The sequence below is a fragment of the Aquimarina sp. MAR_2010_214 genome (assembly GCF_002846555.1).
Taxonomy (GTDB): Bacteria; Bacteroidota; Bacteroidia; order Flavobacteriales; family Flavobacteriaceae; genus Aquimarina.
The window spans coordinates 5,341,847-5,364,433 of record NZ_PJMS01000001.1 but is presented as its reverse complement, the minus strand read 5'-3'; the positions used below and the strand labels follow the sequence as shown (position 1 = coordinate 5,364,433).

At 32.9% G+C, this 22,587-nt stretch carries 21 protein-coding genes; 13 read left to right on the top strand and 8 right to left on the bottom strand.

Translation table 11 applies throughout. The features are described 5' to 3' along the window. The first annotated feature begins 17 nt into the window (after positions 1-17). The gene (locus ATE84_RS23015; protein ID WP_101450168.1) at positions 18-428 is read left to right on the top strand and encodes an Rrf2 family transcriptional regulator; all 411 of its coding nucleotides are present in this window, start codon (positions 18-20) and stop codon (positions 426-428) included. Between the two features lie 18 nt (positions 429-446). Here the strand turns inward: ATE84_RS23015 and ATE84_RS23010 are convergent, their stop codons facing one another. Beyond that, complete coding sequence (locus ATE84_RS23010; RefSeq protein ID WP_101450167.1) at positions 447-1,091, bottom strand: chromophore lyase CpcT/CpeT; 645 nt, start codon at positions 1,089-1,091, stop codon at positions 447-449. 320 nt (positions 1,092-1,411) lie between these two features. On the opposite strand from ATE84_RS23010, the gene argS reads away from it, so the two are divergent. The 4 genes from argS (at position 1,412) to folD (ending at position 6,377) form a co-directional block, all read left to right on the top strand. After that, positions 1,412-3,190 carry an arginine--tRNA ligase gene (gene argS / locus ATE84_RS23005; protein ID WP_101450166.1) on the top strand — a complete coding sequence of 593 codons (1,779 nt, stop codon included), beginning with the start codon at positions 1,412-1,414 and terminating at the stop codon, positions 3,188-3,190. Between the two features lie 148 nt (positions 3,191-3,338). Further along, positions 3,339-3,806: a GNAT family N-acetyltransferase gene (locus ATE84_RS23000; RefSeq protein ID WP_101450165.1), complete on the top strand. Its 468-nt coding sequence runs from the start codon at positions 3,339-3,341 to the stop codon at positions 3,804-3,806. A gap of 320 nt (positions 3,807-4,126) precedes the next feature. Further along, a complete protein-coding gene (gene ffh / locus ATE84_RS22995; protein ID WP_101450164.1) occupies positions 4,127-5,455 on the top strand; it encodes a signal recognition particle protein in 1,329 nt (442 codons plus the stop codon). A gap of 37 nt (positions 5,456-5,492) precedes the next feature. Further along, a complete protein-coding gene (gene folD / locus ATE84_RS22990) occupies positions 5,493-6,377 on the top strand; it encodes a bifunctional methylenetetrahydrofolate dehydrogenase/methenyltetrahydrofolate cyclohydrolase FolD (RefSeq protein ID WP_101450163.1) in 885 nt (294 codons plus the stop codon). Positions 6,378-6,563: 186 nt separating this feature from the next. Here the strand turns inward: folD and ATE84_RS25930 are convergent, their stop codons facing one another. From ATE84_RS25930 to rho, 3 genes are all read right to left on the bottom strand, one after another. Beyond that, positions 6,564-7,721 (bottom strand): hypothetical protein, encoded by a 1,158-nt coding sequence (locus ATE84_RS25930; protein ID WP_143273693.1) that lies wholly within the window; start codon positions 7,719-7,721, stop codon positions 6,564-6,566. A 606-nt stretch (positions 7,722-8,327) separates the two neighbouring features. Continuing rightward, entirely contained in the window at positions 8,328-8,999 is a 672-nt protein-coding gene (gene msrA / locus ATE84_RS22975) for a peptide-methionine (S)-S-oxide reductase MsrA (RefSeq protein WP_101450161.1), read from the bottom strand. A gap of 144 nt (positions 9,000-9,143) precedes the next feature. After that, positions 9,144-10,787, bottom strand: coding sequence for a transcription termination factor Rho (gene rho, locus ATE84_RS22970; RefSeq protein WP_101450160.1), 1,644 nt, complete (start codon positions 10,785-10,787; stop codon positions 9,144-9,146). A 201-nt stretch (positions 10,788-10,988) separates the two neighbouring features. Between rho and ATE84_RS22965 the strand changes: the two genes are divergently transcribed. Next, positions 10,989-11,399 carry a DUF4293 domain-containing protein gene (locus ATE84_RS22965; protein ID WP_101450159.1) on the top strand — a complete coding sequence of 137 codons (411 nt, stop codon included), beginning with the start codon at positions 10,989-10,991 and terminating at the stop codon, positions 11,397-11,399. A gap of 57 nt (positions 11,400-11,456) precedes the next feature. On the opposite strand, the gene ATE84_RS22960 is transcribed toward ATE84_RS22965, so the two are convergent. Further along, positions 11,457-11,951, bottom strand: a complete 495-nt coding sequence (locus tag ATE84_RS22960) for a metallophosphoesterase (protein ID WP_101450158.1) — start codon at positions 11,949-11,951, stop codon at positions 11,457-11,459. Between the two features lie 181 nt (positions 11,952-12,132). Here ATE84_RS22960 and truA point away from each other — a divergent pair, with 181 nt between their 5' ends. Together truA and ATE84_RS22950 are read left to right on the top strand one after the other, a co-directional pair. Continuing rightward, positions 12,133-12,897, top strand: coding sequence for a tRNA pseudouridine(38-40) synthase TruA (gene truA / locus ATE84_RS22955; protein ID WP_101450157.1), 765 nt, complete (start codon positions 12,133-12,135; stop codon positions 12,895-12,897). After that, positions 12,878-14,641: an ABC transporter ATP-binding protein gene (locus tag ATE84_RS22950; RefSeq protein ID WP_101450156.1), complete on the top strand. Its 1,764-nt coding sequence runs from the start codon at positions 12,878-12,880 to the stop codon at positions 14,639-14,641. Before truA ends, ATE84_RS22950 begins: the two co-directional genes overlap by 20 nt. Before the next feature lie 16 nt (positions 14,642-14,657). Here the strand turns inward: ATE84_RS22950 and ATE84_RS22945 are convergent, their stop codons facing one another. The 3 genes from ATE84_RS22945 to folP all read right to left on the bottom strand — a co-directional run bounded on the left by ATE84_RS22945 (position 14,658) and on the right by folP (position 17,155). Beyond that, complete coding sequence (locus ATE84_RS22945) at positions 14,658-15,440, bottom strand: DUF3667 domain-containing protein (protein ID WP_101450155.1); 783 nt, start codon at positions 15,438-15,440, stop codon at positions 14,658-14,660. After that, positions 15,440-16,216: a diadenylate cyclase gene (locus ATE84_RS22940; protein ID WP_101450154.1), complete on the bottom strand. Its 777-nt coding sequence runs from the start codon at positions 16,214-16,216 to the stop codon at positions 15,440-15,442. The genes ATE84_RS22945 and ATE84_RS22940 overlap by 1 nt, the downstream gene beginning before the upstream one ends. A gap of 114 nt (positions 16,217-16,330) precedes the next feature. After that, the gene (gene folP, locus ATE84_RS22935; protein ID WP_101450153.1) at positions 16,331-17,155 is read right to left on the bottom strand and encodes a dihydropteroate synthase; all 825 of its coding nucleotides are present in this window, start codon (positions 17,153-17,155) and stop codon (positions 16,331-16,333) included. Positions 17,156-17,323: 168 nt separating this feature from the next. On the opposite strand from folP, the gene ATE84_RS22930 reads away from it, so the two are divergent. The 5 genes from ATE84_RS22930 to prmA all read left to right on the top strand — a co-directional run bounded on the left by ATE84_RS22930 (position 17,324) and on the right by prmA (position 22,541). Continuing rightward, positions 17,324-17,872 (top strand): DUF1599 domain-containing protein, encoded by a 549-nt coding sequence (locus tag ATE84_RS22930; RefSeq protein WP_101450152.1) that lies wholly within the window; start codon positions 17,324-17,326, stop codon positions 17,870-17,872. Positions 17,873-18,032: 160 nt separating this feature from the next. Further along, complete coding sequence (locus ATE84_RS22925; RefSeq protein ID WP_101450151.1) at positions 18,033-19,682, top strand: BT_3928 family protein; 1,650 nt, start codon at positions 18,033-18,035, stop codon at positions 19,680-19,682. Beyond that, complete coding sequence (locus ATE84_RS22920) at positions 19,682-20,755, top strand: ABC transporter permease (protein ID WP_101450150.1); 1,074 nt, start codon at positions 19,682-19,684, stop codon at positions 20,753-20,755. Before ATE84_RS22925 ends, ATE84_RS22920 begins: the two co-directional genes overlap by 1 nt. Positions 20,756-20,817: 62 nt before the next feature. After that, a complete protein-coding gene (tpiA, locus tag ATE84_RS22915) occupies positions 20,818-21,570 on the top strand; it encodes a triose-phosphate isomerase (RefSeq protein ID WP_101450149.1) in 753 nt (250 codons plus the stop codon). 119 nt (positions 21,571-21,689) lie between these two features. After that, positions 21,690-22,541 (top strand): 50S ribosomal protein L11 methyltransferase, encoded by an 852-nt coding sequence (gene prmA, locus ATE84_RS22910; protein ID WP_101450148.1) that lies wholly within the window; start codon positions 21,690-21,692, stop codon positions 22,539-22,541. Positions 22,542-22,587 lie beyond the last annotated feature (46 nt).

Below are 22,587 nucleotides of genomic sequence, written 5' to 3'. Positions count from 1 at the left end.
AAGAAATCAATTAAGGTATGCTTTCAAAGAAAACTAAATATGGCCTAAAGGCACTTACATATATTGCAAGAAAGAGATGCGATGATCCTGTATTAATCTCAGAGATTGCTTCTAATGAGAATATTTCTCAAAAATTTTTAGAAAGTATTCTACTAACATTAAGAAAAACAGGTTTTTTAGGCTCTAAAAAAGGAAAAGGAGGAGGTTATTATTTGATTAAAGAGCCAAAAAATATCACAATGGCGTCTGTAATTAGAGTTTTAGAAGGACCTATTGCCATGGTGCCTTGTGTGAGTCTTAATTTCTATGAAAAATGTGACGATTGTCCTGATGAAGATAAGTGCGCTGTACACAGCGTTATGATTGAAGTGAGAGATAGTACATTAAAAGTTCTAGAAAATAAGACATTAGCAGATTTTGTGAAGTAATCAATCACAAAATAATCATTAATTTGGGAGCTTCTTGTATTTATATGGTCCTTTGATTTTACCCCAAACTTGTTTCCCTTTATTGTTATATCCTTTAGTCCAGATAGATATTTTATCTTTACTAACTACATAAGTGCTCATGATATAGTCAATATAGTCAATATCGTAGTTGCAAGATCCTTTACCTGTTTTGCCAGAATATATTGTCGAAGTCTTTTTCTTAAAATATACTTGACATCCGGTTTTTATTTTCAAACTATCTAAAGTTAGACTATCGAAGAGTTTGGTTGCGGGTTTGATAGAGAATTCAGGAGTATTAAAATCAGTACTATGGTCTTGTAAGCTAATGACTTTATAACTTGTGCTCTTAATCGTCGAGGAATCCAATCGTTCATAATTTAGTATAACCTGATTATATACATTATGACCATCTTTTGCATCTGATACTTCAGAATATATCCAGTATCCAGGTTTGTCTTTCCAGATTCTAATATTAATTAAGTTAAGGTGGGCAAAACTAGAATCATTTTCAGCTTGTTCTGTGTTAGAAAATTTACCAATTAATAATGCTACCAAATTGTGCAATTCAAGATCTTTTACAGGAGTAGAATTACAGGAAGAAAACAATATTGATAGAAAAATAATTAGTAAAAGTTGCCTCATATGGTTGTTTTAATAAATATATAAAAGATACGAAAAAAATGCAATTTATCGATAAAACTAAGCGTTTTATCCTAGTAAAAATGATTTATCTGTATGGTTTTGTAAATCACAACTTCAAATGTAAAGTAATAACTAGAGCAATCTAACTGTACCAATACAGAGTGAAAGATAGTTCTGTGATTTGTTTTCTAATTTAACTCGGGGATTTTGTATGAGTTATTGACTAGTGTTTTTTTTATGTACAATATAATGAAATGAAGTGAAAACACGTAGTATCGCTGTATAATTTCTATTATCTTTGCAGCCTAATTTTTAAGAAGATGAGTTTACAACAGATCATTTCAGAAAAAGTAAAAGAAGCGATACAACAATTATATACCGCTGATCTGGAATCTGTAGAATTACAAGCCACCCGAAAAGAATTTGAAGGAGATGTTACCGTAGTGGTATTTCCTATGCTTCGTATAGTGAAAGGAAATCCTGTGCAAATAGGAGAATCTATAGGTAAATATTTGGTAGAAAATGTAAAAGAAATCGATACATATAATGTCGTTAAAGGTTTTTTAAACCTAGTAATTTCGGATTCGTACTACCTTAATTTTTTTGCAGAAATTAAGAATATTGAACACTATGGTTTTGTAACTCCTTCAGACGAAGATAAAGCGATTATGGTAGAGTATTCCTCACCTAATACAAATAAACCTTTGCACTTAGGGCATGTTAGAAATAACCTTTTAGGATATGCCGTAGCAGAGATTATTAAGGCTAGCGGTAAAAGAGTGTATAAGACTCAAGTCATTAATGATCGAGGTATACATATTTGTAAGTCTATGTTAGCCTGGCAGAAATATGGCGAAGGGAAAACACCAGAATCTACTGGATTAAAAGGTGATAAATTAGTTGGGAATTATTATGTGAAATTTGATCAAATTTATAAGGATCAAATCGCTCAGCTAATTGCCGAGGGTAAAACAGAAGATGATGCAAAAAAAGAGGCTCCGGTTATAGTAGAAGCGCAAGAGATGCTTCGGAAATGGGAATCAGGAGATGAAGAAGTAGTGAAGCTTTGGGAAATGATGAATAGTTGGGTGTATGAAGGTTTTGATCAGACGTATAAAACTTTGGGAGTAGATTTTGATAGTTATTATTATGAAAGTAATACATACTTACTTGGTAAAGATAATATTGAAGAAGGGCTAGCTACGGGGGTGTTTTTTAAAAAGGAAGATGGGTCAGTATGGTGCGATCTTACTGAAGAAGGTCTTGATGAAAAAATAGTACTGCGTAGTGATGGTACAGCTGTGTATATGACTCAGGATATAGGAACAGCGATACAACGTGTTAAGGATAATCCCGATATAGGAGGAATGATTTATACTGTTGGGAATGAGCAGGATTATCATTTCAAAGTATTGTTTTTAATTTTGAAAAAATTGGGTTATGACTGGGCGCAATATTTACATCACCTAAGTTACGGTATGGTTGATTTGCCTAGTGGTAAAATGAAAAGTCGAGAAGGAACAGTAGTAGATGCAGATGATTTAATTACTCAAATGGCTGTAACTGCTGGTGAGATCTCTAAAGACCTTGGTAAGTTAGATGGCTATACAGAAGATGAAAAAACTGAAATTTATAATACTATTGGCCTTGGGGCATTAAAATATTTTATTCTAAAAGTAGATCCCAAAAAACGTATTCTTTTTAACCCAGAAGAATCAGTCGATTTTCAAGGGAATACAGGGCCATTTATTCAATATACCTATGCACGTATTCAAGCAATTCTACGCAAAGCGGATTTTGATTACAATAACCCTATTGTCAATATAACATTGCATGAGAAGGAAAAAGAACTCATTAAACAATTAGAACTTTATCCAGAAGTTATTCAGAATGCAGCAAAAGAACTTAGTCCTGCTATAATAAGTAATTACACCTATGACCTGGTTAAGAGTTATAATTCGTTTTTTCAAAATGTATCTATATTTGGAGCAGATACAGAAGATGAAAAAATGTTTAGAGTTCAGATCTCTAATCTGGTAGGTAGTACTATTAAATTATCATTCAAACTTTTGGGAATTAATGTTCCAGAACGTATGTAGGTCTGGATACATATCAAAATCTTGAAGATTGATGTTTTTTGAATGAAAAAATGGAAGAATACCGATTTTTTGTTCCTTTTGTCTATATATGAGATAAAAATCAATAGTAAATACTGTATTAAATCATCTGTTTTTTTATTTTAGTAAGATGAAGTGTGAAATATCAAGAGCAACTGATCAGGATTTACCATTGATGCAACATTTGTTTTATCAAACGGTTATTACTTATGGTTCTATGATATTTACAAAATCCGAAATCAAAATTTACTCTCGATTAGCCATAAATAAAGCATATTGGCAAAATAAATTCAAAGAAGACTTTGTTTATAATGCTAAGTTAAATGGTGAAATTGTTGGCTCTTTTTCTATGGATTCAAAAGGAAATATTGAATATATATTTGTTCATATGAATTATCATGGGCGTGGTATTGCCAGTCAATTATACAGTACCATTGAAGAGATAGCAAAAGAAAAAAATATAAAGACATTAACCACACAAGTAAATATGTTAACCCATTCGTTTTTTCAGAAAAATGGTTTTGAAATTATAAAAAATGCTTCAAAAGTCGTTGGAGGAGAGGAGATAATAAGCTACAGTGGAGTGAAACATTTCTGATAGTAATGCAAAACCAGATTAGGTATAAATCCTTCGTTCTACTTGATCTAGGATATGTTTCTCACTAATAATTTTGGATAAATATTTTGTTTTGATTGAGTCTTGAAAAATAGATTCATGATTTAGATTTTTTATGACAAGACAATAAGCAAAATCTTAAGCGAATCTTGTTTTCAATAAAGCAAAATAACATGTGATGTTGGATTGTTTGAATGTGATTCTATAATTCTATAATTGCATCCTTTATTTATACACTTCAAATTCTTAAATTTGCACCGATCTATCGATAAAGGTAGTGTTTTCAAAATACGAGAAAATATATGTTTGATAATTTAAGTGATAAGTTAGATAAGGCTTTACATATTTTAAAAGGTCATGGGCAGATAACAGAAGTAAATGTTGCAGAGACACTTAAGGAAGTACGAAGAGCATTAGTTGATGCCGATGTAAATTATAAAATTGCAAAAGAATTTACTGCAACTGTAAAAGAAAAAGCATTAGGTCAAAATGTTTTGAAAAGCCTTAAGCCAGGGCAATTGATGGTGAAACTTGTCAAGGATGAATTGACAGAATTAATGGGAGGTGATGTTGTAGAAGTCGATTTATCGGGTAAACCATCTGTTATTTTGATGTCAGGATTACAAGGTTCTGGTAAAACTACTTTTTCTGGAAAACTTGCTAATTTTCTCGCAACAAAAAAAACTCAAAAACCACTTCTTGTTGCTTGTGATGTATATAGACCTGCGGCGATTGATCAGTTACATGTAGTAGGAGAGCAAATTAATATAGAGGTTTTTAGTGATAGAGGTAATAATGATCCGGTTGCTATCGCTAAAGCCGGTGTAGCACATGCAAAAGCAAATGGGTTTAATGTAGTTATTATTGATACCGCGGGACGTCTGGCAGTTGATGAGGTGATGATGACAGAGATAGCAAATATTCATAAAGCTGTCACTCCTAATGAAACCTTATTCGTTGTTGATTCTATGACGGGGCAGGATGCAGTTAATACTGCGAAAACTTTTAATGATGTACTTAATTTTGACGGGGTAATCCTAACTAAACTGGATGGTGATACCCGAGGTGGAGCTGCAATATCTATTAAATCAGTTGTTGATAAGCCTATTAAATTTATTGGTACCGGAGAGAAAATGGAAGCTATTGATGTATTCTATCCTTCTCGTATGGCAGATCGTATTTTGGGGATGGGAGATGTGGTGTCTCTGGTAGAACGTGCTCAAGAACAGTTTGATGAAGAAGAGGCAAGAAAACTGCAAAAGAAAATTGCTAAAAATCAATTTGGATTTGATGATTTCCTAAAACAAATTCAGCAGATCAAGAAAATGGGTAACATGAAGGATTTGATCGGAATGATACCAGGAGCGGGGAAAATGATGAAAAATATGGATATCGATGATGATGCATTTAGGCATATCGAAGCTATTATACATTCTATGACGCCAGAAGAGCGATCAAAACCACAAATTATAAATTCTAGTAGAAAGAAACGTATTGGTAAAGGTTCGGGAACATCTATTCAACAGGTGAATCAATTGTTAAAACAGTTTGACCAGATGAGTAAGATGATGAAGATGATGCAAGGTGGTGGTGGAAAACGAATGATGCAGATGATGGGTAAAATGAAATAATTATAATTTTTTTGGAAATAACCAGTAATTTAGGCAAATGGAAATATTAGATGGAAAAAAAGTAAGTAACGATATTAAAGATGAAATAGCTGTTGAGGTTCAAAAAATGAAAGAACGTGGTGAAAAGGTACCACATCTTGCAGCAGTTTTGGTAGGTAATGACGGTGCTAGTTTAACCTATGTGGGTAGTAAGGTTAGAGCCTGTGAACGAATAGGTTTTGAGTCTACTTTAGTGAAAATGCCTGATACTACCAGTGAAATGGAACTGTTGACTAAGATTAAAGAGCTTAATGAAGATGATAATATCGATGGTTTTATAGTGCAATTGCCATTACCTCCCCAAATTGATGAACAAAAAATACTTTTGGCGGTACATCCTGATAAGGATGTAGATGGTTTTCATCCTATGAATTTTGGAAAAATGGCACTAGAGATGCCAGCTTTTATTTCTGCTACTCCATTTGGTATTATGGAACTGCTAGAGCGCTATAATGTCGAAACCAAAGGAAAGCATACTGTGGTAATTGGTAGAAGTCATATTGTGGGTAGGCCTATAAGTATTTTAATGGGACGAAAAGGTTCTCCAGGTAATTCTACAGTTACATTAACTCACAGTCATACCAAAAATATTGAAGATATCATTGCTCAGGCAGATATTGTTATTTCTGCATTGGGAGTTCCTAATTTTTTGAAAGCAGAGATGGTGAAGGAAAATGCGGTTGTTATTGATGTTGGGATTACAAGAGTTTCTGATGAATCTAGCCCAAAAGGATATAGGATTGTAGGGGATGTGGATTTTGAAAATGTGAGTAAAAAAGCATCTTTTATTACTCCCGTGCCTGGAGGAGTAGGGCCTATGACAATAGCAATGTTACTTAAGAATACACTATTGGCAAGAGAAAGACACAGAAAAAATAACTAATAAAGGGGTTTCTAAATAATAATCAAAAAGGTCTGTACATATTAGTACAGACCTTTTTGGTTATAAAGAAATCTATTTTTTTAAATTTAAGTATAAGCAAACGCCAGAACTTGAAAAGCTCTGGCGTTTTATATGTTACATTTATATTTTGGTGATTATAAAATGTATGTATTGTATTTTTTATTCTTAGTTTTTGTTAAATAAATCTGCAGAGATATTGTCTTGAGCACTACGTGTGCTATATTCTCCGCTTCCACTAGGAAGAAGATCTAATGCTAAGTTATATGAAGGAACATTAGTACCTTTAGATGTTTTAACTGTGTTGAAATCTAAGATAGCTTTACCTTGTTCGTATAATGCGTTTTTAGTAAAAGTACCATATTTTTTACCTCCTACAGCAGTCTCTCTCCATTCTCTACCATATGCTATTTTAAGATAGTACTCTCCTTCGGGAACGTTTCTGATAAACTGAGTAGAATTTGAATTAATATAAGTTACACGTACCAACTGATCATCAGCTTTGGTTTTACCCATTTTGTACATTTTAACTACTACTTCTGTGTTTTTTCCTACTTTAATTTTTAGGTAGTTGTCTAGTTTGTAGTCAAACTTACCTTTAAAATTAAATGATTTAGGAGTAGCACCAGACTTATATGTCTTTTTCTCCCAGCTAGAATATTTATCTTCTCTAGACACTTCTATAGAAGCAGCTCTAGGCGAACTTGTGTTTGAACTAGAACCATAAGATGGTGTTGTAGATTCGATAGGGTTAGAAGTTACACTTGAGCCTTTTGCAGCTCTTCTGTTAGCTTCTTCTACCGCTCTTCTTGTTTCTTCGGTGTCTGCAAGAGCTCTTTGTGCAGCAACATCTTTTGATTTTTTTGCTGCTTCTGCATCGGCAATAGCTTTTGCAGCTGTTGCTTCTGCTTCTCTTTTTAGACGTTCTGCATTAGCAATTGCTTTTCTTGCTGCTTCTTCTGCAGCTTTTTTGGCAGCTTCTGCTTGTGCAATTGCTTGTGTAGCAGCTTGTTTTGCTGCTTCTCTTTTTGCAGCTGCTTCTTGAGCAGCTCTTTCTGCATCTGCAATTCGGCTATCCTCGGTTAATAGGCTACTAAGTACAAAACCGTTCATTTTCTTGAACTGTATTGCACTCCACTCTCCATAGTTAGAGCTCATTACGTACACCTGGGTTCCTTTGGTAACCTCGGCGATGGTGTTAAATTGTAGACCTGGACCACTTCGAACTTCTAACTTAGCAGAAGACATTAAGTATTGCCCATCCTGAGCATGAGCAGACGAGAAAGTAATCACCAAAAGCAGAATAAATGTAAAAATAGACTTCATATCGCTTGTTTTTAAGTAGATTGGGTTATAATTCAAATTTAATATTATTATTTCTTTAATTAAAACTTTATAAAAAAACATAATTTACCGTCAAAAATCGATCTTCAAAAAAGATGCCAAAAATATTTTAGCTCTAATTTCTTCTTTTAACAAGTTCTAATAAATGATAAAAGAAATACAATTTTTTAAAGAACAATTCAGTCTGTAATGATTTGTTTTTCAATAGGTTAATATGTTTTTGCTCTAGCAAAACTTCAATACTTTCGATTAAAATACTGAAAAGAAAACCATTAAATCAGACTCAAAAGTAATGCTTTAATATGAAAAACACAACTTGTTTTCATTTTATTTCAATAAAAATAATAATTTATTTCTATCGTTTTGTGTTTTTCAACGATTTTTTTTGACAATACAACCGATTTAGTTGTAATTTCATAATAGTGCTGTCGGTTTTGTAAGTCATGTACTAAAGATGTGCATAAATGTGAAAAATATCTAATTTGAAGGAGGTAAGTGGTATACTTGTTTTAACATAGGTTTAACAGGTGGTTTGAGGGCTCTGGCAAAATATTTAGCCTTGCTTTTGAAGTCTTTGAAGGGTGAATTTTAGTGTTTTTCTTTAATAAGATCTGGGAATTTTGCTTGAAATCTTTTTAATCTGGGAACAGATATATTACGTATATATGGATTACCGGGATTTCTTTTTTCATAATTTTGATGATAAGCTTCTCCTTTCCAGAATTTTTGAAACGGTAAAATTTCTGCTGCAATTCTTCTATTTAGTTTTTTACTTAATGCTTCTTTTTTATCGTTGACTATTTTTTTCTGCTCTTCATTTTGATAGAAGATAATAGATCTATATTGTGAGCCATGATCTGGCCCTTGTCCGTTAACCTGTGTTGGGTTTTGTGATCCAAAATACACATCTATCAAAGTTGAGAAAGAAATAATTTTCGGGTCATAGATGATCTCTACGGCTTCTGCGTGCCCTGTTCGCCCTGTATTGCTAGATTGATATGTAGGGTTTGTGGTGTGTCCTCCCGAGTATCCAGAAATAGATTCTTTAACACCTTTTACGCTTTCATAAACAGCTTCGACGCACCAAAAACATCCACTGGCAAAATATGCTCTTTCTAGACCATCAACAGGTTTAACTCTTACAGGAGTGATATTTTTATTTTGTGTTGCCTTTTTTTTGTCTTTAGTGGATTGGCTATTACTCTGGCAGCTCGAAAATAATAAAACGACACTCCATATTATATATAATGTATTTTTCATAATATTTTAAGTTTTAGTACTTGGTCAATTTTTTCTCAAAAAGCTTTCAGTTTATTTATTAAAAGTGATAAAAATAATATGGTAACAACAAAGGCGGCTTATCAATATTGATAGCCGCCTTTGTTGTTTCTTATGAATGTGTCGTTATCCGTTCATAGAAATAAGGAACTCATCATTATTTCTTGTTTGCTTAAAACGTTCATTGATAAACTCCATTGCTTCTACAGGATTCATATCTGCAAGATATTTTCGCATCACCCACATTCTTTGAATAGTTGTTTCGTCTAGCAGAATATCATCTCGACGAGTACTTGAAGATGTAAGATCGATAGCAGGGAAAATTCTACGATTAGAGATTTTACGATCTAATTGTAGTTCCATGTTACCAGTTCCTTTAAATTCTTCAAAAATTACTTCGTCCATTTTAGAACCTGTTTCTGTTAATGCTGTTGCGATAATGGTTAAAGAACCTCCATTTTCGATATTTCTTGCAGCACCAAAGAAACGTTTTGGTTTGTGTAGAGCATTAGCATCTACACCACCACTTAATATTTTTCCACTAGCTGGCTGAACAGTGTTGTATGCTCTGGCTAGTCTTGTGATTGAGTCTAATAGGATTACTACATCATGACCGCATTCTACTAATCTTTTTGCTTTTTCTAGTACGATGTTAGCTACTTTTACATGCTCATTAGCTTCTTTGTCAAAAGTAGAAGCTATTACTTCCCCTTTTACGTTACGTTGCATATCAGTAACTTCTTCAGGCCTTTCATCTATAAGAAGAATCATTTGGTATACCTCAGGGTGGTTAGCAGCAATCGCATTGGCAACATCCTTAAGTAGCATTGTCTTACCAGTTTTAGGTTGTGATACGATCATACCGCGTTGTCCTTTTCCGATAGGAGCAAATAAATCCATTATCCTAGTAGAAATTGTACTTTGTCTTTCAGCAATATTGAATTTTTCTTGCGGAAATAGTGGAGTCAAGTGCTCAAAAGAAACTCTGTCACGAACTACTTGTGGGTCAAGTCCGTTAATTTTGTTGACCTTAATAAGGGGGAAATATTTTTCACCTTCTTTAGGGGGTCTTACTTGTCCTAATACGGTGTCACCTGTTTTAAGTCCAAAAAGTCTGATTTGCGATTGTGATACATAGATATCATCTGGAGAAGAGAGATAGTTGTAGTCACTGGATCTTAAAAACCCATATCCATCTTGCATAATGTCTAATACGCCTTCGCTTTCGATTATAGCATCAAACTCAAAATCTGGCTCTTTATACCGATTTCTGTTGTCGCGATTTCCGTTGTCTTTTTTATTGGCGTTATTAGGATTATTGTTTCGAGACTTGTTTTGTTGAGGCTTATCATTGCCTCTGTTTCTGTTGTCTTTTTTATCGTCTCTGTTTTGGTGAGGTTTGCTTTTTTTGTCGCTGTTTTCTTTCGCTTTCGAAACAGTTTCCTCTGAAGGAAGTGGTTTGGTCACTTCGCTTTTTTGTTCTTGAGGAGCTTTGGTGTCTTTGCTAGTAGAATTTGTAGGCCCGTCTGATTTGCGAGCACGAGGTCTTCTTTGACGAACATTAGGTTTTGGTTTTTCAGAATCTGTTTTTTCTGATGCATCCTCGGTTACCACTTGTTTTACCTTGTTAGGGTTTGTGGCTTGATAGTCCAGTATTTGGTATACTAGATCCAATTTTTTTAAGGTACGAAATTTAGGTACGTTAAGGGTTTTTGCAATTTCTTGCAATTCAGGAAGCTTTTTTGCTTTTAATTCAGAAATCTCTAACATTTAAATGTGTTATATAATTTACGTTTTAGGTATAAATTTTCTAAAGAAGAAATCCAGGAAAATTTTATTTTCGAAGGTAAGTAACCTTAGTTGAGAAGGTTACAAGTTTTGTGTTGCAAGTATACAACTTTATTTTTAATTTTTTACACATATTTATAAAAAGAAACTCTTATTTTTGCTTTTCTCTAAGGAAAAAAATTAATGTTACAACGAATTCAAACCATATATCTTTTATTAGCTGCTGCAGTTTCTGGAGGGCTTTGTATGTATTTACCTTATGGGTTAGATGTTAATGGCGTAGAACTTTATGCTAAAGGAGAATTATTTCTATTAGGAATGTTTTTTGGATCAGCGATTTTATCTCTGATTTCGATTTTTTTATTTAAAAATAGAAAGCTTCAATTTGTATTGGGGCGTGTCAATATCTTATTAAACTTTATTTTACTAGGAGTATTTGTTTATTGGTCACTAACGGTATCTGGAGGAACTCAGGTTTCAGAGAAAGGTATTGGGATGATCATTCCTGTTATTTCTATCGTTTTATTAGTAATGGCCAATAAGGCTATTAAAAAGGATGAGAATCTTGTAAAATCTGTAGATCGATTACGATAAACCTAAAATCTTAGTAGTATTAGTGCGTTAAAACCCGGAGTATGCCAACTCCGGGTTTTATTTTTTTCCTAATTCGATTACCTCTAGGTTTTCGATATTACCAGAATCCAAAGTAAATCTAAGCATTGTTCTTACTTTGTGAAACCCATGTTTACCTGCTGCCCCTGGATTCATATGCAATACTCCGTTTTTTTTGTCTGGTATTACTTTTAGAATATGTGAATGACCGCAGATAAATAATTGAGGAGGGTTTGATTTAATCTCATCTCGAGTATTTATATTGTATTTAGGAGGATATCCTCCTATGTGAGTGATCCACACAGAGACTCCTTCGCAATTGAATCTTTGGTGTAAGGGATAAGTAGCTCTAGCTTTATCATCATCAATATTTCCAAATACTGCTCTAAGAGGCTTTAAAGCTTCGATAGCATCGGTTACTTTAAGGTCTCCGATATCTCCTGCATGCCAGATTTCGTCGGCTTCATTAACATAATGCAATATGCGGGAATCAATATAACTATGGGTGTCGCTTAGTAAAAGTATTTTTTTCAAAATTGAATAATAAAATTGAGTTATCGCACGATAGAAAAACAGGAAGTGAACTATAACTTCTATCTCTGTTTTATAAAGTATATTTGCGCTTAGTTTTTATGCAAAAATAGAATATTGCTTTTGAAATAAGCCACAGAATCTAAGTAAAGAAGCTGGGTTAAAAATTATAGATGCGAGTAGAATGAAGTATTTTTTAGAACTTTCTTATAACGGAACTCCGTATCATGGGTGGCAACGGCAACCTAATGCAATTTCTGTACAAGAAGTTCTTGAAGAATCTTTATCTACTATTTTAAGAAGTAAAATTGATGTAGTTGGGGCAGGAAGAACAGATGCTGGTGTTCATGCAAGACAAATTATGGCTCATTTTGATTGTAGTGATATATTAGATCGGGATCAATTGAAATATAAACTTAATGCAATTTTGCCAGCAGAAATTGCAATCCAGAATATACATCGTGTGCAAGAAAATGCTCATGCTCGATTTAATGCAGTGAGTAGATCTTATGAATACCATGTTACTTTAATAAAAGACCCTTTTAGTATTCATAAATCGTATTATTTAAAGAAACCATTGGATGTGGATTTGATGAATGAAGCTGCTAAATTACTGTTAAACTATACTAATTTTAAATGCTTTAGTAAGTCCAAAACCGATGTAAAAACGTATAATTGTACAATCACAAATGCTACCTGGGAGAATCATGGTAATCAATTAGTTTTTAAGATTTCGGCCAATCGTTTTCTTAGAAATATGGTAAGAGCAATTGTGGGAACACTTATCGAGATTGGAGAACATAAATTAAATAATGAGGATTTAATAGCTATTATTAAAAGTGAAGATCGTGGTCGGGCCGGATATTCGGTTCCTGCTCATGGGCTTTACTTAACAGCTGTAGAATATCCTAATGATATATATATTATAGATGGCAGAAAAGAGTGGTAAAGCTTTTGATTTTAAACTTTTCAGACGGTTGATTACATATACTAATCCTTACCGACTGACTTTTTATTTTGTAGGTTTTTCGGCTATTGTGTTGGCTATTTTGTCAATTATTAATCCTTATTTACTTAGAGAGACGATAGATAGAACTATTATTCCTCAGGACGGAGAACTATTGATTTATTTCATTTGTCTGATGCTGGGAGTTTTGTTTCTGGATGTGATCACCCAATTCTTATTTATCTACTTTGCTAACTGGCTGGGGCAAGAAGTAATTCGAGATATCAGAGTGAAGTTGTTTGAACATATGCTTGGCTTTAAAAAACAATATTATGATCGGTCTTCAGTTGGTAGATTGGTTACCAGGGCTGTAAGTGATATTGAAACTATAGCCAGTATTTTTAGTCAAGGATTGTTTATGATTATAAGTGACTTGCTAAAGATGTTAGCTATTTTATGCTATATGTTGTATCAGAGTTGGGAACTTGCATTACTGGTATTTGTTGTATTGCCCTTAGTTGTCTATGCAACAAGGATTTTTCAAAAGAAAATGAAAGTAGCTTTTGAGGAAGTGAGAACGCAAGTTTCTAATCTTAATTCATTTGTGCAGGAACGCATTACCGGAATGAAGATTGTTCAATTATTTACAAGGGAAGAAACCGAATATTCTAATTTTAAAGAAATTAATGAGAAGCATAAGAAAGGTTGGATAAAAACGGTTTGGTATAACTCTATATTTTTTCCTATTGCAGAAATGTCTAGCTCTATAACTATAGGGTTAATAGTTTGGTTTGGTGGACTTAAAGCTGCACAAGGGGATGAGATTACCTTAGGGTTGGTTATCGCATTTATCCAACTCTCTCAAATCTTGTTTAGACCCTTACGACAGATAGCGGATAAATTCAATACATTACAAATGGGAATGGTGGCTGCTAATCGTGTGTTTGCTATTTTGGATACAGACTCTAAAATTGAAAACAAAGGAAATCAGCTATTAGAAAAGATAAGAGGTAAAATTACATTTGACGACGTGCGATTTAGTTATGTTGAAAATGAAGAAGTATTAAAAGGAATCTCTTTAAATGTTGAAGTAGGGGAAACTGTAGCAATAGTAGGAGCAACCGGAGCAGGAAAATCTACAATTATTAATTTATTGAGTAGGTTTTACGAAATAGATAGTGGAGTAATTTCTATTGATGATATCGATATTAAAACTATTGAATTAAAATCATTGCGAAGCCATATAGCTGTGGTGCTTCAAGATGTATTTTTATTTGCAGATACTATTTTTAACAATATCACTTTAAATAATGAAGATATTTTGGAAGAACAGGTGTATCAAGCTGCAAAAGAGATAGGGATTCATGATTTTATCATGAGCCTTCCTGATGGATATCATTATAATGTAAAAGAAAGAGGGGCTATGCTTTCTTCGGGACAACGACAGCTTATTTCTTTTTTAAGAGCCTATGTTACTAATCCAGGTGTTTTGGTGTTAGATGAAGCTACATCATCGATAGATTCGCATAGTGAACAACTAATTCAGAATGCAACAAATAGGATTACCAAAGGAAGAACTTCTATTGTTATTGCTCATCGATTGGCAACGATTAAAAAAGCTGATAAAATTATTGTAATGGATCAAGGTAAGATCGTAGAACAAGGTAATCATAATGAATTACTTCAAATCGAAAATGGGTATTATAGAAAATTATACGAGGTACAGTTTACTAACGTGATTGAGTAAGTAGTTTGGTACTCTCTTATTTGGTGGGCAGTTCTATGGCTCCCGATATCATCATTAGTACAAAGACTGCTATTACTGCAATAATATAAAGTATCCCACCATAGATAAAAAATAGTAGTGTTTTGATTAGGATTTTCTTCAAGCTAATTTGATAAAGCCTCTTTAAAACATAAGCCATGTAAAATATGTACACTGGAAATTGTACCATACCTACAAACATAAAGTTATCTACCATAAAAGTTAATGGGAGTAAAATTAATGTCATAGTTCCCACAATATGGGAGTAGGCATATAAGTAGATTACAAAATGCTCTGTTAGGTTATATTTTTTATAATTCAAAAAAACCAGTCGGGATAATAAAGCTAGTAGCGGGATCATTAAAAAACTTATTATAGACTGATACTGAAAAGTAGTGTCGAAAATTGAACTTTGCATTTCAGCTTGTTGTTCAGAAAAATCACCAAACGACATAATTTCCTTTAACCTATCTTTTACTAAAAAAGCATAGATTCCTGTGATTGTTATCGTAATTGCAAAATATCCAAAAGCATTTACATAGCGTTTTCTAAGTCCATGAATATAACCATCAATCACTTCTTCAGGTTTTGTGAATAGATGAATAAATGTTTTAATGAATGAATTATCTAAATTAAGAAAGCGATCAACAAATTCTGAAATCAGATTTTTAAAAGTAATTCGTTTTGTGATCTTTTTTGCACCACAATCAGGGCAGAAATTATGATTTTCGATTTGTTGTCCACAATTTTTACAATTAGAAATAATCATTAAATTACTCATTAAGCTAAATCTCTTTTTATTTTTTCTATTAATTCTTCTTCTGTTTTAAATATCACAAATTCCCCATTTTTGATATATGATAATTTGCCAGTTTCCTCACTCACGACTAAGGCTAAAGCATCAGTTTTTTCGCTAATCCCTACAGCGGCACGATGCCTTAATCCAAAACGTAAAGGCATGCTGTTATCGTTGGTAACTGGTAGAATGGCTCTAGTGGCTACTATATTATTGTCTTCTATGATCATAGCTCCATCATGAAGAGGGCTGTTTTTATAAAAGATACTTTCGATTATTGGAGTGTTTACCTGTATTTCCATAGCATCTCCAGAGGTTTTAACAAAGTCTAAAGAGGTGGTTCTTTTAATAATAATAAGAGCACCGGTATGAGTTTTTCCCATTTCACTACATGCGGTTACGATAGCGGTTATGTTGGTAACACTATCTTCTGGTGCATCTCTAATAAATTTTAATTGCCTCAGAAACTTACGTCTTCTTCCAAAATTAGTGGAGCCAATCATTAAAAGAAATTTTCGTATTTCTTGCTGAAAAACTACAATTAGAGCGAACATTCCGACACCAATAAATTCACCTAGAACGCTACTCAACATTTCCATGGCAAGGAATTGTGTGAGTTTCCACACCAGATAAATCATAACTATTCCTATAAAAATATTGATCGCTGCAGTACCTTTAACTAACTTATAGACATAGTACAATAAGAAGGCAACAAGTACAATATCAAGGATGTCTAATATTCTTAGGTTTATTAAATCCAAATGTCTGGTGTTTTTGTAAAAATAGAAAAATTAGTGAAACCTTGTTTTGAAAAACTGTATAAAAACAGCGTATTCAAAATAGTGATGAGTTGAATTTATTTATTGATAGTTCCTCTAACTAGAATAAGCATCTACCAGATGAATACATTCTACAGCTTCTTTAACATCGTGCACTCTTAAGATAGTGGCTCCATTAAGTAAGGCTATAGTATTAAGAGATGTAGTGCCGTTTAATGCTTCTTGCGGAGCACTATTTAATGTTTTGTATATCATTGATTTTCGAGAAACTCCAGCTAGTATAGGCAAACTATGTACCTCTAAGAGTTTTAGGTTTTTTAAAAGGTCGAAATTCTGATGTGTATCTTTAGCAAAACCAAATCCCGGATCAATAATAATATCATTTACACCATGTTTTCTTGCTTCCGCAATTTTTTCTGCAAAATATATATTCATTTCATGAATTAGATTGTCATAATGGTTTAGTGATTTCATGGTTTTAGGAGTTCCTTTCATGTGCATCATAATGTATGGAACTCTTATTGTACCTATCGTTGGGATCATATTTTTATCTAAATTCCCAGCAGAAATATCATTTATTAATGCAGCCCCGATTTCAATACACGACTTTGCAATTTCACTCCTAAATGTATCAATTGATAGCAAGATTTCAGGAAATTTATTAAGTAATAAGGATACTATAGGTAGGATTCTTTTTTTTTCTTCTTCAATGGTAATGTGGTCTGCTCCTGGTCGAGAAGAATAAGCGCCCAGATCAATAAAAGTAGCGCCTTCTACTAGCATTTGTTCTACTTGTTGTAGTATTTCATCTTCATTTTTATATTTTCCTCCGTCATAAAAAGAATCTGGAGTCAGGTTAAGAATACCCATGACTTTGGGGGTAGATAAATCAATTAATGATCCTTTACAGTTGATTGTCATTTTTGAGATTTAATTTGTTTGCGTCATTTTTCAATAGTCAAACCTGTGTTGATGCAGATCAGTATGGGTTTCAATCATAGTCATTTCGTGTTTTTTATTTTTAAACTTTAGATATGATTTTTTTAATTCCCATATTAAAGCGAAATTTACGCAAAATTCAACAGTTTTATGCAAGATACATCCACACAATATGATATAATAATAGGTAATTGTCGAGATCTTTTTAGTCAAAAGATGATTGATTATGGAAGTGCGTGGAGAATTCTAAGATTACCATCTTTGACCGATCAGATTTTTATTAAAGCACAGCGAATCAGAAGTCTTCAGGAGAATGAAGTGCGTAAGGTGAATGAAGGAGAAGTTTCAGAATTTATCGGGATTATTAACTATTGTTTAATGGCATTAATACAACTAGAGAAAGGAGTTGCAGAACAACCCGATTTATCTCCAGAAGAAGCCGTTATTTTGTATGATAAGCATATTGGAATTACCAAGGAATTAATGATGAATAAGAATCATGATTATGGAGAAGCCTGGCGTGATTTAAGAGTAAGTTCTCTTACAGATCTTATTATTCAAAAACTACTTAGAGTAAAGCAGATAGAGGATAATAAAGGAAAAACATTGGTAAGTGAAGGGATTGATGCAAACTATCAGGATATGATTAATTATGCAGTGTTTGCTATGATTCATTTAGGTGAAGTAACCAATAATTAGAACTATAAAATACTGTTAAACTAAAAGGAACAAGAATTAATCATATTATCTTGTGCAAATTATACTAAAATATCATGGTCAGAATATAAAGAACACGTAATCAGAATTGTCATTACATTGATTCTATATTGACCTTTTGAAAAAATAAATATATACCTCGATGAAAATATTGGTTTCTTTCTCAAGAATATTTGTAGCAGCACTTTTTCTATTTTCAGGATTTATAAAACTAAATGATCCTGTAGGATTTTCATATAAGCTTCAGGAATACTTTGGAGAAGGTGTGCTAAACTTAGAATTTCTAATCCCCTTTGCTTTGTTAATATCGATTTTTTTAGTGATTTTTGAAATCGTATTAGGTATAACGTTACTATTGGGATATTTGCCAAAGTTTACAGTATGGTCATTATTATTAATGATTGCTTTTTTTACGTTTCTCACTTTTTATTCGGCGTATTTTAATAAAGTTACAGATTGTGGGTGTTTTGGTGATGCATTACCTTTAACTCCTTGGGAGTCATTTACGAAAGATGTGATTTTACTGGTTTTAATATTAGTACTGTTCTTTGGAAGAAAATATATAACACCGATTAAACCTTTTGCTATACATAAATGGGTCGTTTTTGCAACTTTTACTGCTTGTTTAGGCTTTGCATATTATGTTTTAATGCATTTGCCAGCTTTTGATTTTAGAGCATATAAAGAAGGGGTTAATATTCAGGAAGGGATGGAAGTTCCAGAAGGAGCTCCAAAAGCAGAATTTGCTTATCACTGGAAATTTGATGTTAACGGAGAGGAAAAAATTGTTACCACTAGTGGAGATTATCCTAAAGTAGAAGGTAAATTTATTGAGGTCGAAACTAAAACTGTAAAAGAAGGATACGAACCTCCAATTCATGATTTTGCTATAGAAAAAAATGACACAGATTATACAACAGAGTTTCTTGAAAAAGAAAACCTTATACTAATTGTAACCTATAATTTGTCTAAAAGTGAAGCCGAGGGGTTATATGCAATTAAAAAAGTTACCGATAAAGCGATATCTCAAGGATACGATGTGATTGGTTTGACAGCTTCTACGCCAAAAGATATAGCACAGGTACAACAACAATATAGCCTTGATTTTGATTTTTATACAACAGATGAAACAGCGTTGAAAACGATATTACGATCTAACCCGGGTATTGTAAAACTTGAAAAAGGAACTATAGTAAAAAAGTTACATTGGAATGATGCAGAAAAACTTAATCTGGAAAAAGTAACCCCTTCAAAACCTAAAATTAATCTGATACTAAAAGCACAGTTGGACAGTATTATGAAGTTGGATCAAGATGGGAGGAGTTCTGGAGAAATTTCTTGGGAAGAACAAAAAATAGTGGATAGCACTAATACAATATTTATAGAAGAAGTCTTTAAAAAGTATGGTTATCCGGGTAAAACTTTGGTTGGTGAAGGGACAAATATAGCTGCATGGTTGGTAATTCAACATTCGGATAAGATTGGAGCATATTTACCTCTTATAAAAGAAGCTGGAGAAAAAGGAGAACTGGATAAGAAATCGGTAGCAATGATGGAAGATCGATATTTAGTGCAGCAAGGATTAGAGCAAATTTATGGCAGTCAAGTAGTGAATTTGAAATCAAACAGTCTAATATGGCCAATCAAAGATGCCGAATCTGTTAATGAGAGAAGAAAAGAAGTTGGTTTTACTGAAACAATAGAAGAATATAGTGAACGCCTTTTAGGTATCTCTTACAAAATGTATACACTAGAAGAAGTAAAAAAAATTAAAGAAAACTCTAATCAATAATGGGTAGTTATCTCATCAATAAATTAGGATATGCATTACTTACTTTATTGGGTGTGGTAACTGTGATTTTTTTGTTGTTTACTATTCTTCCTGGTGACCCCGCTCAGATGATGCTTGGGCAAAACGAGACCGAAGAGCAGTTAAAAAATGTGAAGAAGAAATATGGTTTCGATAAACCATTATCAAAGCAATATCTATATTATATAAATGATCTTTCTCCTATATCATTTCATAGCATAAACCCTGACGATTTTTCGTATTTTGATACTAAAAAACATAAAGGAAACCAACTGTTTAAAATAGGAGATGTTGTTACGATACTTAAGTTTCCATATTTAAGAGAATCATTGCAAAAAAATGGTAAAAAGGTAAGTGACGTAATCAAAGAAACATTACCTAATACAGCGATTCTTGCTGTTTTTGCTATATGTATCGCTATATTTATTGGAGTTTTATTGGGGGTAATAAGTGCTTTGACCAAAGATCAGTGGCCAGATAAATTAATTCAGGTATTAAGTACCTTAGGGATGAGTGTTCCCTCTTTTTTTAGTTCAATTATTTTTGCTTGGTTGTTTGGATATGTACTACAAGAATATACCAATCTAAATATGACTGGTAGTTTATATGAAGTAGATGATTTTGGAGAAGGAAGCTATATCCAATGGGAAAATCTAATTCTCCCAGCCATTGTATTGGGAATACGACCGCTCGCTGTTGTTTCCCAACTAATGCGCAATTCATTACTTGAGGTAATGGGACAGGATTATATTCGTACGGCAAAAGCAAAAGGGCTTTCGATGTTTCAGGTGATAAAGAAGCATGCATTAAAAAATTCTTTAAATCCAGTTGTTACTGCAATTTCAGGATGGTTTGCATCTATGCTGGCTGGAGCTGTGTTTGTAGAATATATATTTGGATGGAACGGATTGGGTAAAGAGATTGTAAACGCCTTAAATACATCAGATCTTCCTGTGATAATGGGAGCTGTATTGGTGATAGCAACTATGTTCATACTAATCAATATATTTGTCGATATTATTTATGGATGGCTTGATCCGAGAATTAGGATTTGAGTTATTATAACTCCTAGTAATATATAACCACACTATTAACCAAAAACATAAATTTTAAATTAATGAGAAAAAAAATTGTAGCCGGAAACTGGAAGATGAATAAGAATCTTGCAGAAACCAAGACATTACTATCTGAGTTAAAAACCAAACTAAATACATCGTCTGAAGCAGAAGTAATTGTAGCGCCTACATTTACCAATCTATATGGAGCAATAGAAGCTTTGGGATCATCAGGTGTTACCGTTGCAGCACAAAATATGCACGAAGCAGAAAATGGGGCATTTACCGGAGAGATTTCTGCAGATATGCTTAAAAGTATTGGAGTAGAGACTGTAATTTTGGGGCATAGTGAGCGTAGAGCTTATTTTGGAGAGACAGATCAATTATTAGCTAAAAAAGTTAATACTGCACTACAACATAAAATGAATATAATTTTCTGTTTTGGAGAAGAATTGCAAGATCGTAAAAGCGATAATCATTTCTCTGTTGTAGAACAGCAATTAAAAAACGGTCTTTTTCATATAAATAAAGCAGATTGGAAAAATGTAGTCCTTGCGTATGAACCCGTTTGGGCAATAGGAACTGGAGAAACGGCATCTCCAGAACAAGCTCAGGAAATGCATGCGTTTATTAGAAAAACTATAGCTAATGCTTATGATCAGGATACTGCAGATGAGGTTTCTATCTTATATGGTGGAAGTGTAAAACCCAATAATGCTCAGGAAATTTTTGCAAAAACTGATGTAGACGGAGGATTGATAGGAGGAGCTTCATTAGACGCAGAGAATTTTACTGCAATAGTAAACGCTATTTAAGAATTAACAGAATACATAAAAGCATCCCACCTTATCATGGGATGCTTTTTTTATTAAGATTTACCTTGGTGTAAACATTAAGGTAAAAGAGTAACTTTGCAAAATAATAAAAGATCAGTATGTCAAACACAAAATACATTGGGTATTATTTTAAGGTTTCACCACTACAACCGGGTACAGAGATATTAATTGCAGAATTAGGATATGTTGGATTTGAAAGCTTTGTAGAAACCGAAGACGGAGTTAATGCGTTCATTCAAAATACAGAGTGGGAAGAAAATATCATTGAAGGTATTTATGTGTTAAATTCTGGAGAGTTTGATATACAATATACAATTGAAGAAATAGAGCAAATAAACTGGAACAAAGAATGGGAAAAGAATTTTAATCCTATTGTAGTAGATGATATTTGTAGTGTAAGAGCACCATTTCATGAAAAACCAAATACAAAATATGATATTATTATAGAACCCAAAATGTCTTTTGGAACAGGACATCATGAGACTACACACATGATGATTCAACATATTTTGAAAACTGACCTAAACGGTAAAACAGTATTGGATATGGGTTGTGGTACTGGAGTTTTGGCAATTCTTGCTAAAATGAGAGGTGCCGGGCCTACAGATGCTATTGATATTGATAATTGGTGTTATTTAAATACCACAGAAAATATAGAGCGTAATAATTGTGAAGATATCACAGCTTATGAAGGTGATGCTTCCCTTTTATCAGGGAAAAGCTATGATATTATTATCGCTAATATTAATCGTAACATACTACTAAATGATATTCAACAGTACGCAAAATCCCTAAATCCTAATGGAAAATTGTTCTTAAGTGGGTTTTATAAAGAAGATTTAGATATGATTACAAAGGAATGTGCAAAGAACCATCTTGATTTTATAGAAAATATAGATAGAAATAATTGGATAGCAGCATCTTATGAGTTAAAATTGTCTTCTAATTAGTGAATATGATACTGTAAGTTGTTATATTTGCATAAAACAATTACCC

Bases quoted from the DNA above. Each gene is read 5' to 3' on its own strand.
- ATE84_RS23015 (WP_101450168.1), top strand. From the start codon at position 18: ATGCTTTCAAAGAAAACTAAATATGGCCTAAAGGCACTTACATATATT.
- ATE84_RS23010 (WP_101450167.1), bottom strand. From the start codon at position 1,091: ATGAGGCAACTTTTACTAATTATTTTTCTATCAATATTGTTTTCTTCC.
- argS (WP_101450166.1), top strand. From the start codon at position 1,412: ATGAGTTTACAACAGATCATTTCAGAAAAAGTAAAAGAAGCGATACAA.
- ATE84_RS23000 (WP_101450165.1), top strand. From the start codon at position 3,339: ATGAAGTGTGAAATATCAAGAGCAACTGATCAGGATTTACCATTGATG.
- ffh (WP_101450164.1), top strand. From the start codon at position 4,127: ATGTTTGATAATTTAAGTGATAAGTTAGATAAGGCTTTACATATTTTA.
- folD (WP_101450163.1), top strand. From the start codon at position 5,493: ATGGAAATATTAGATGGAAAAAAAGTAAGTAACGATATTAAAGATGAA.
- ATE84_RS25930 (WP_143273693.1), bottom strand. From the start codon at position 7,721: ATGAAGTCTATTTTTACATTTATTCTGCTTTTGGTGATTACTTTCTCG.
- msrA (WP_101450161.1), bottom strand. From the start codon at position 8,999: ATGAAAAATACATTATATATAATATGGAGTGTCGTTTTATTATTTTCG.
- rho (WP_101450160.1), bottom strand. From the start codon at position 10,787: ATGTTAGAGATTTCTGAATTAAAAGCAAAAAAGCTTCCTGAATTGCAA.
- ATE84_RS22965 (WP_101450159.1), top strand. From the start codon at position 10,989: ATGTTACAACGAATTCAAACCATATATCTTTTATTAGCTGCTGCAGTT.
- truA (WP_101450157.1), top strand. From the start codon at position 12,133: ATGAAGTATTTTTTAGAACTTTCTTATAACGGAACTCCGTATCATGGG.
- ATE84_RS22950 (WP_101450156.1), top strand. From the start codon at position 12,878: ATGGCAGAAAAGAGTGGTAAAGCTTTTGATTTTAAACTTTTCAGACGG.
- ATE84_RS22945 (WP_101450155.1), bottom strand. From the start codon at position 15,440: ATGAGTAATTTAATGATTATTTCTAATTGTAAAAATTGTGGACAACAA.
- folP (WP_101450153.1), bottom strand. From the start codon at position 17,155: ATGACAATCAACTGTAAAGGATCATTAATTGATTTATCTACCCCCAAA.
- ATE84_RS22930 (WP_101450152.1), top strand. From the start codon at position 17,324: ATGCAAGATACATCCACACAATATGATATAATAATAGGTAATTGTCGA.
- ATE84_RS22925 (WP_101450151.1), top strand. From the start codon at position 18,033: ATGAAAATATTGGTTTCTTTCTCAAGAATATTTGTAGCAGCACTTTTT.
- ATE84_RS22920 (WP_101450150.1), top strand. From the start codon at position 19,682: ATGGGTAGTTATCTCATCAATAAATTAGGATATGCATTACTTACTTTA.
- tpiA (WP_101450149.1), top strand. From the start codon at position 20,818: ATGAGAAAAAAAATTGTAGCCGGAAACTGGAAGATGAATAAGAATCTT.
- prmA (WP_101450148.1), top strand. From the start codon at position 21,690: ATGTCAAACACAAAATACATTGGGTATTATTTTAAGGTTTCACCACTA.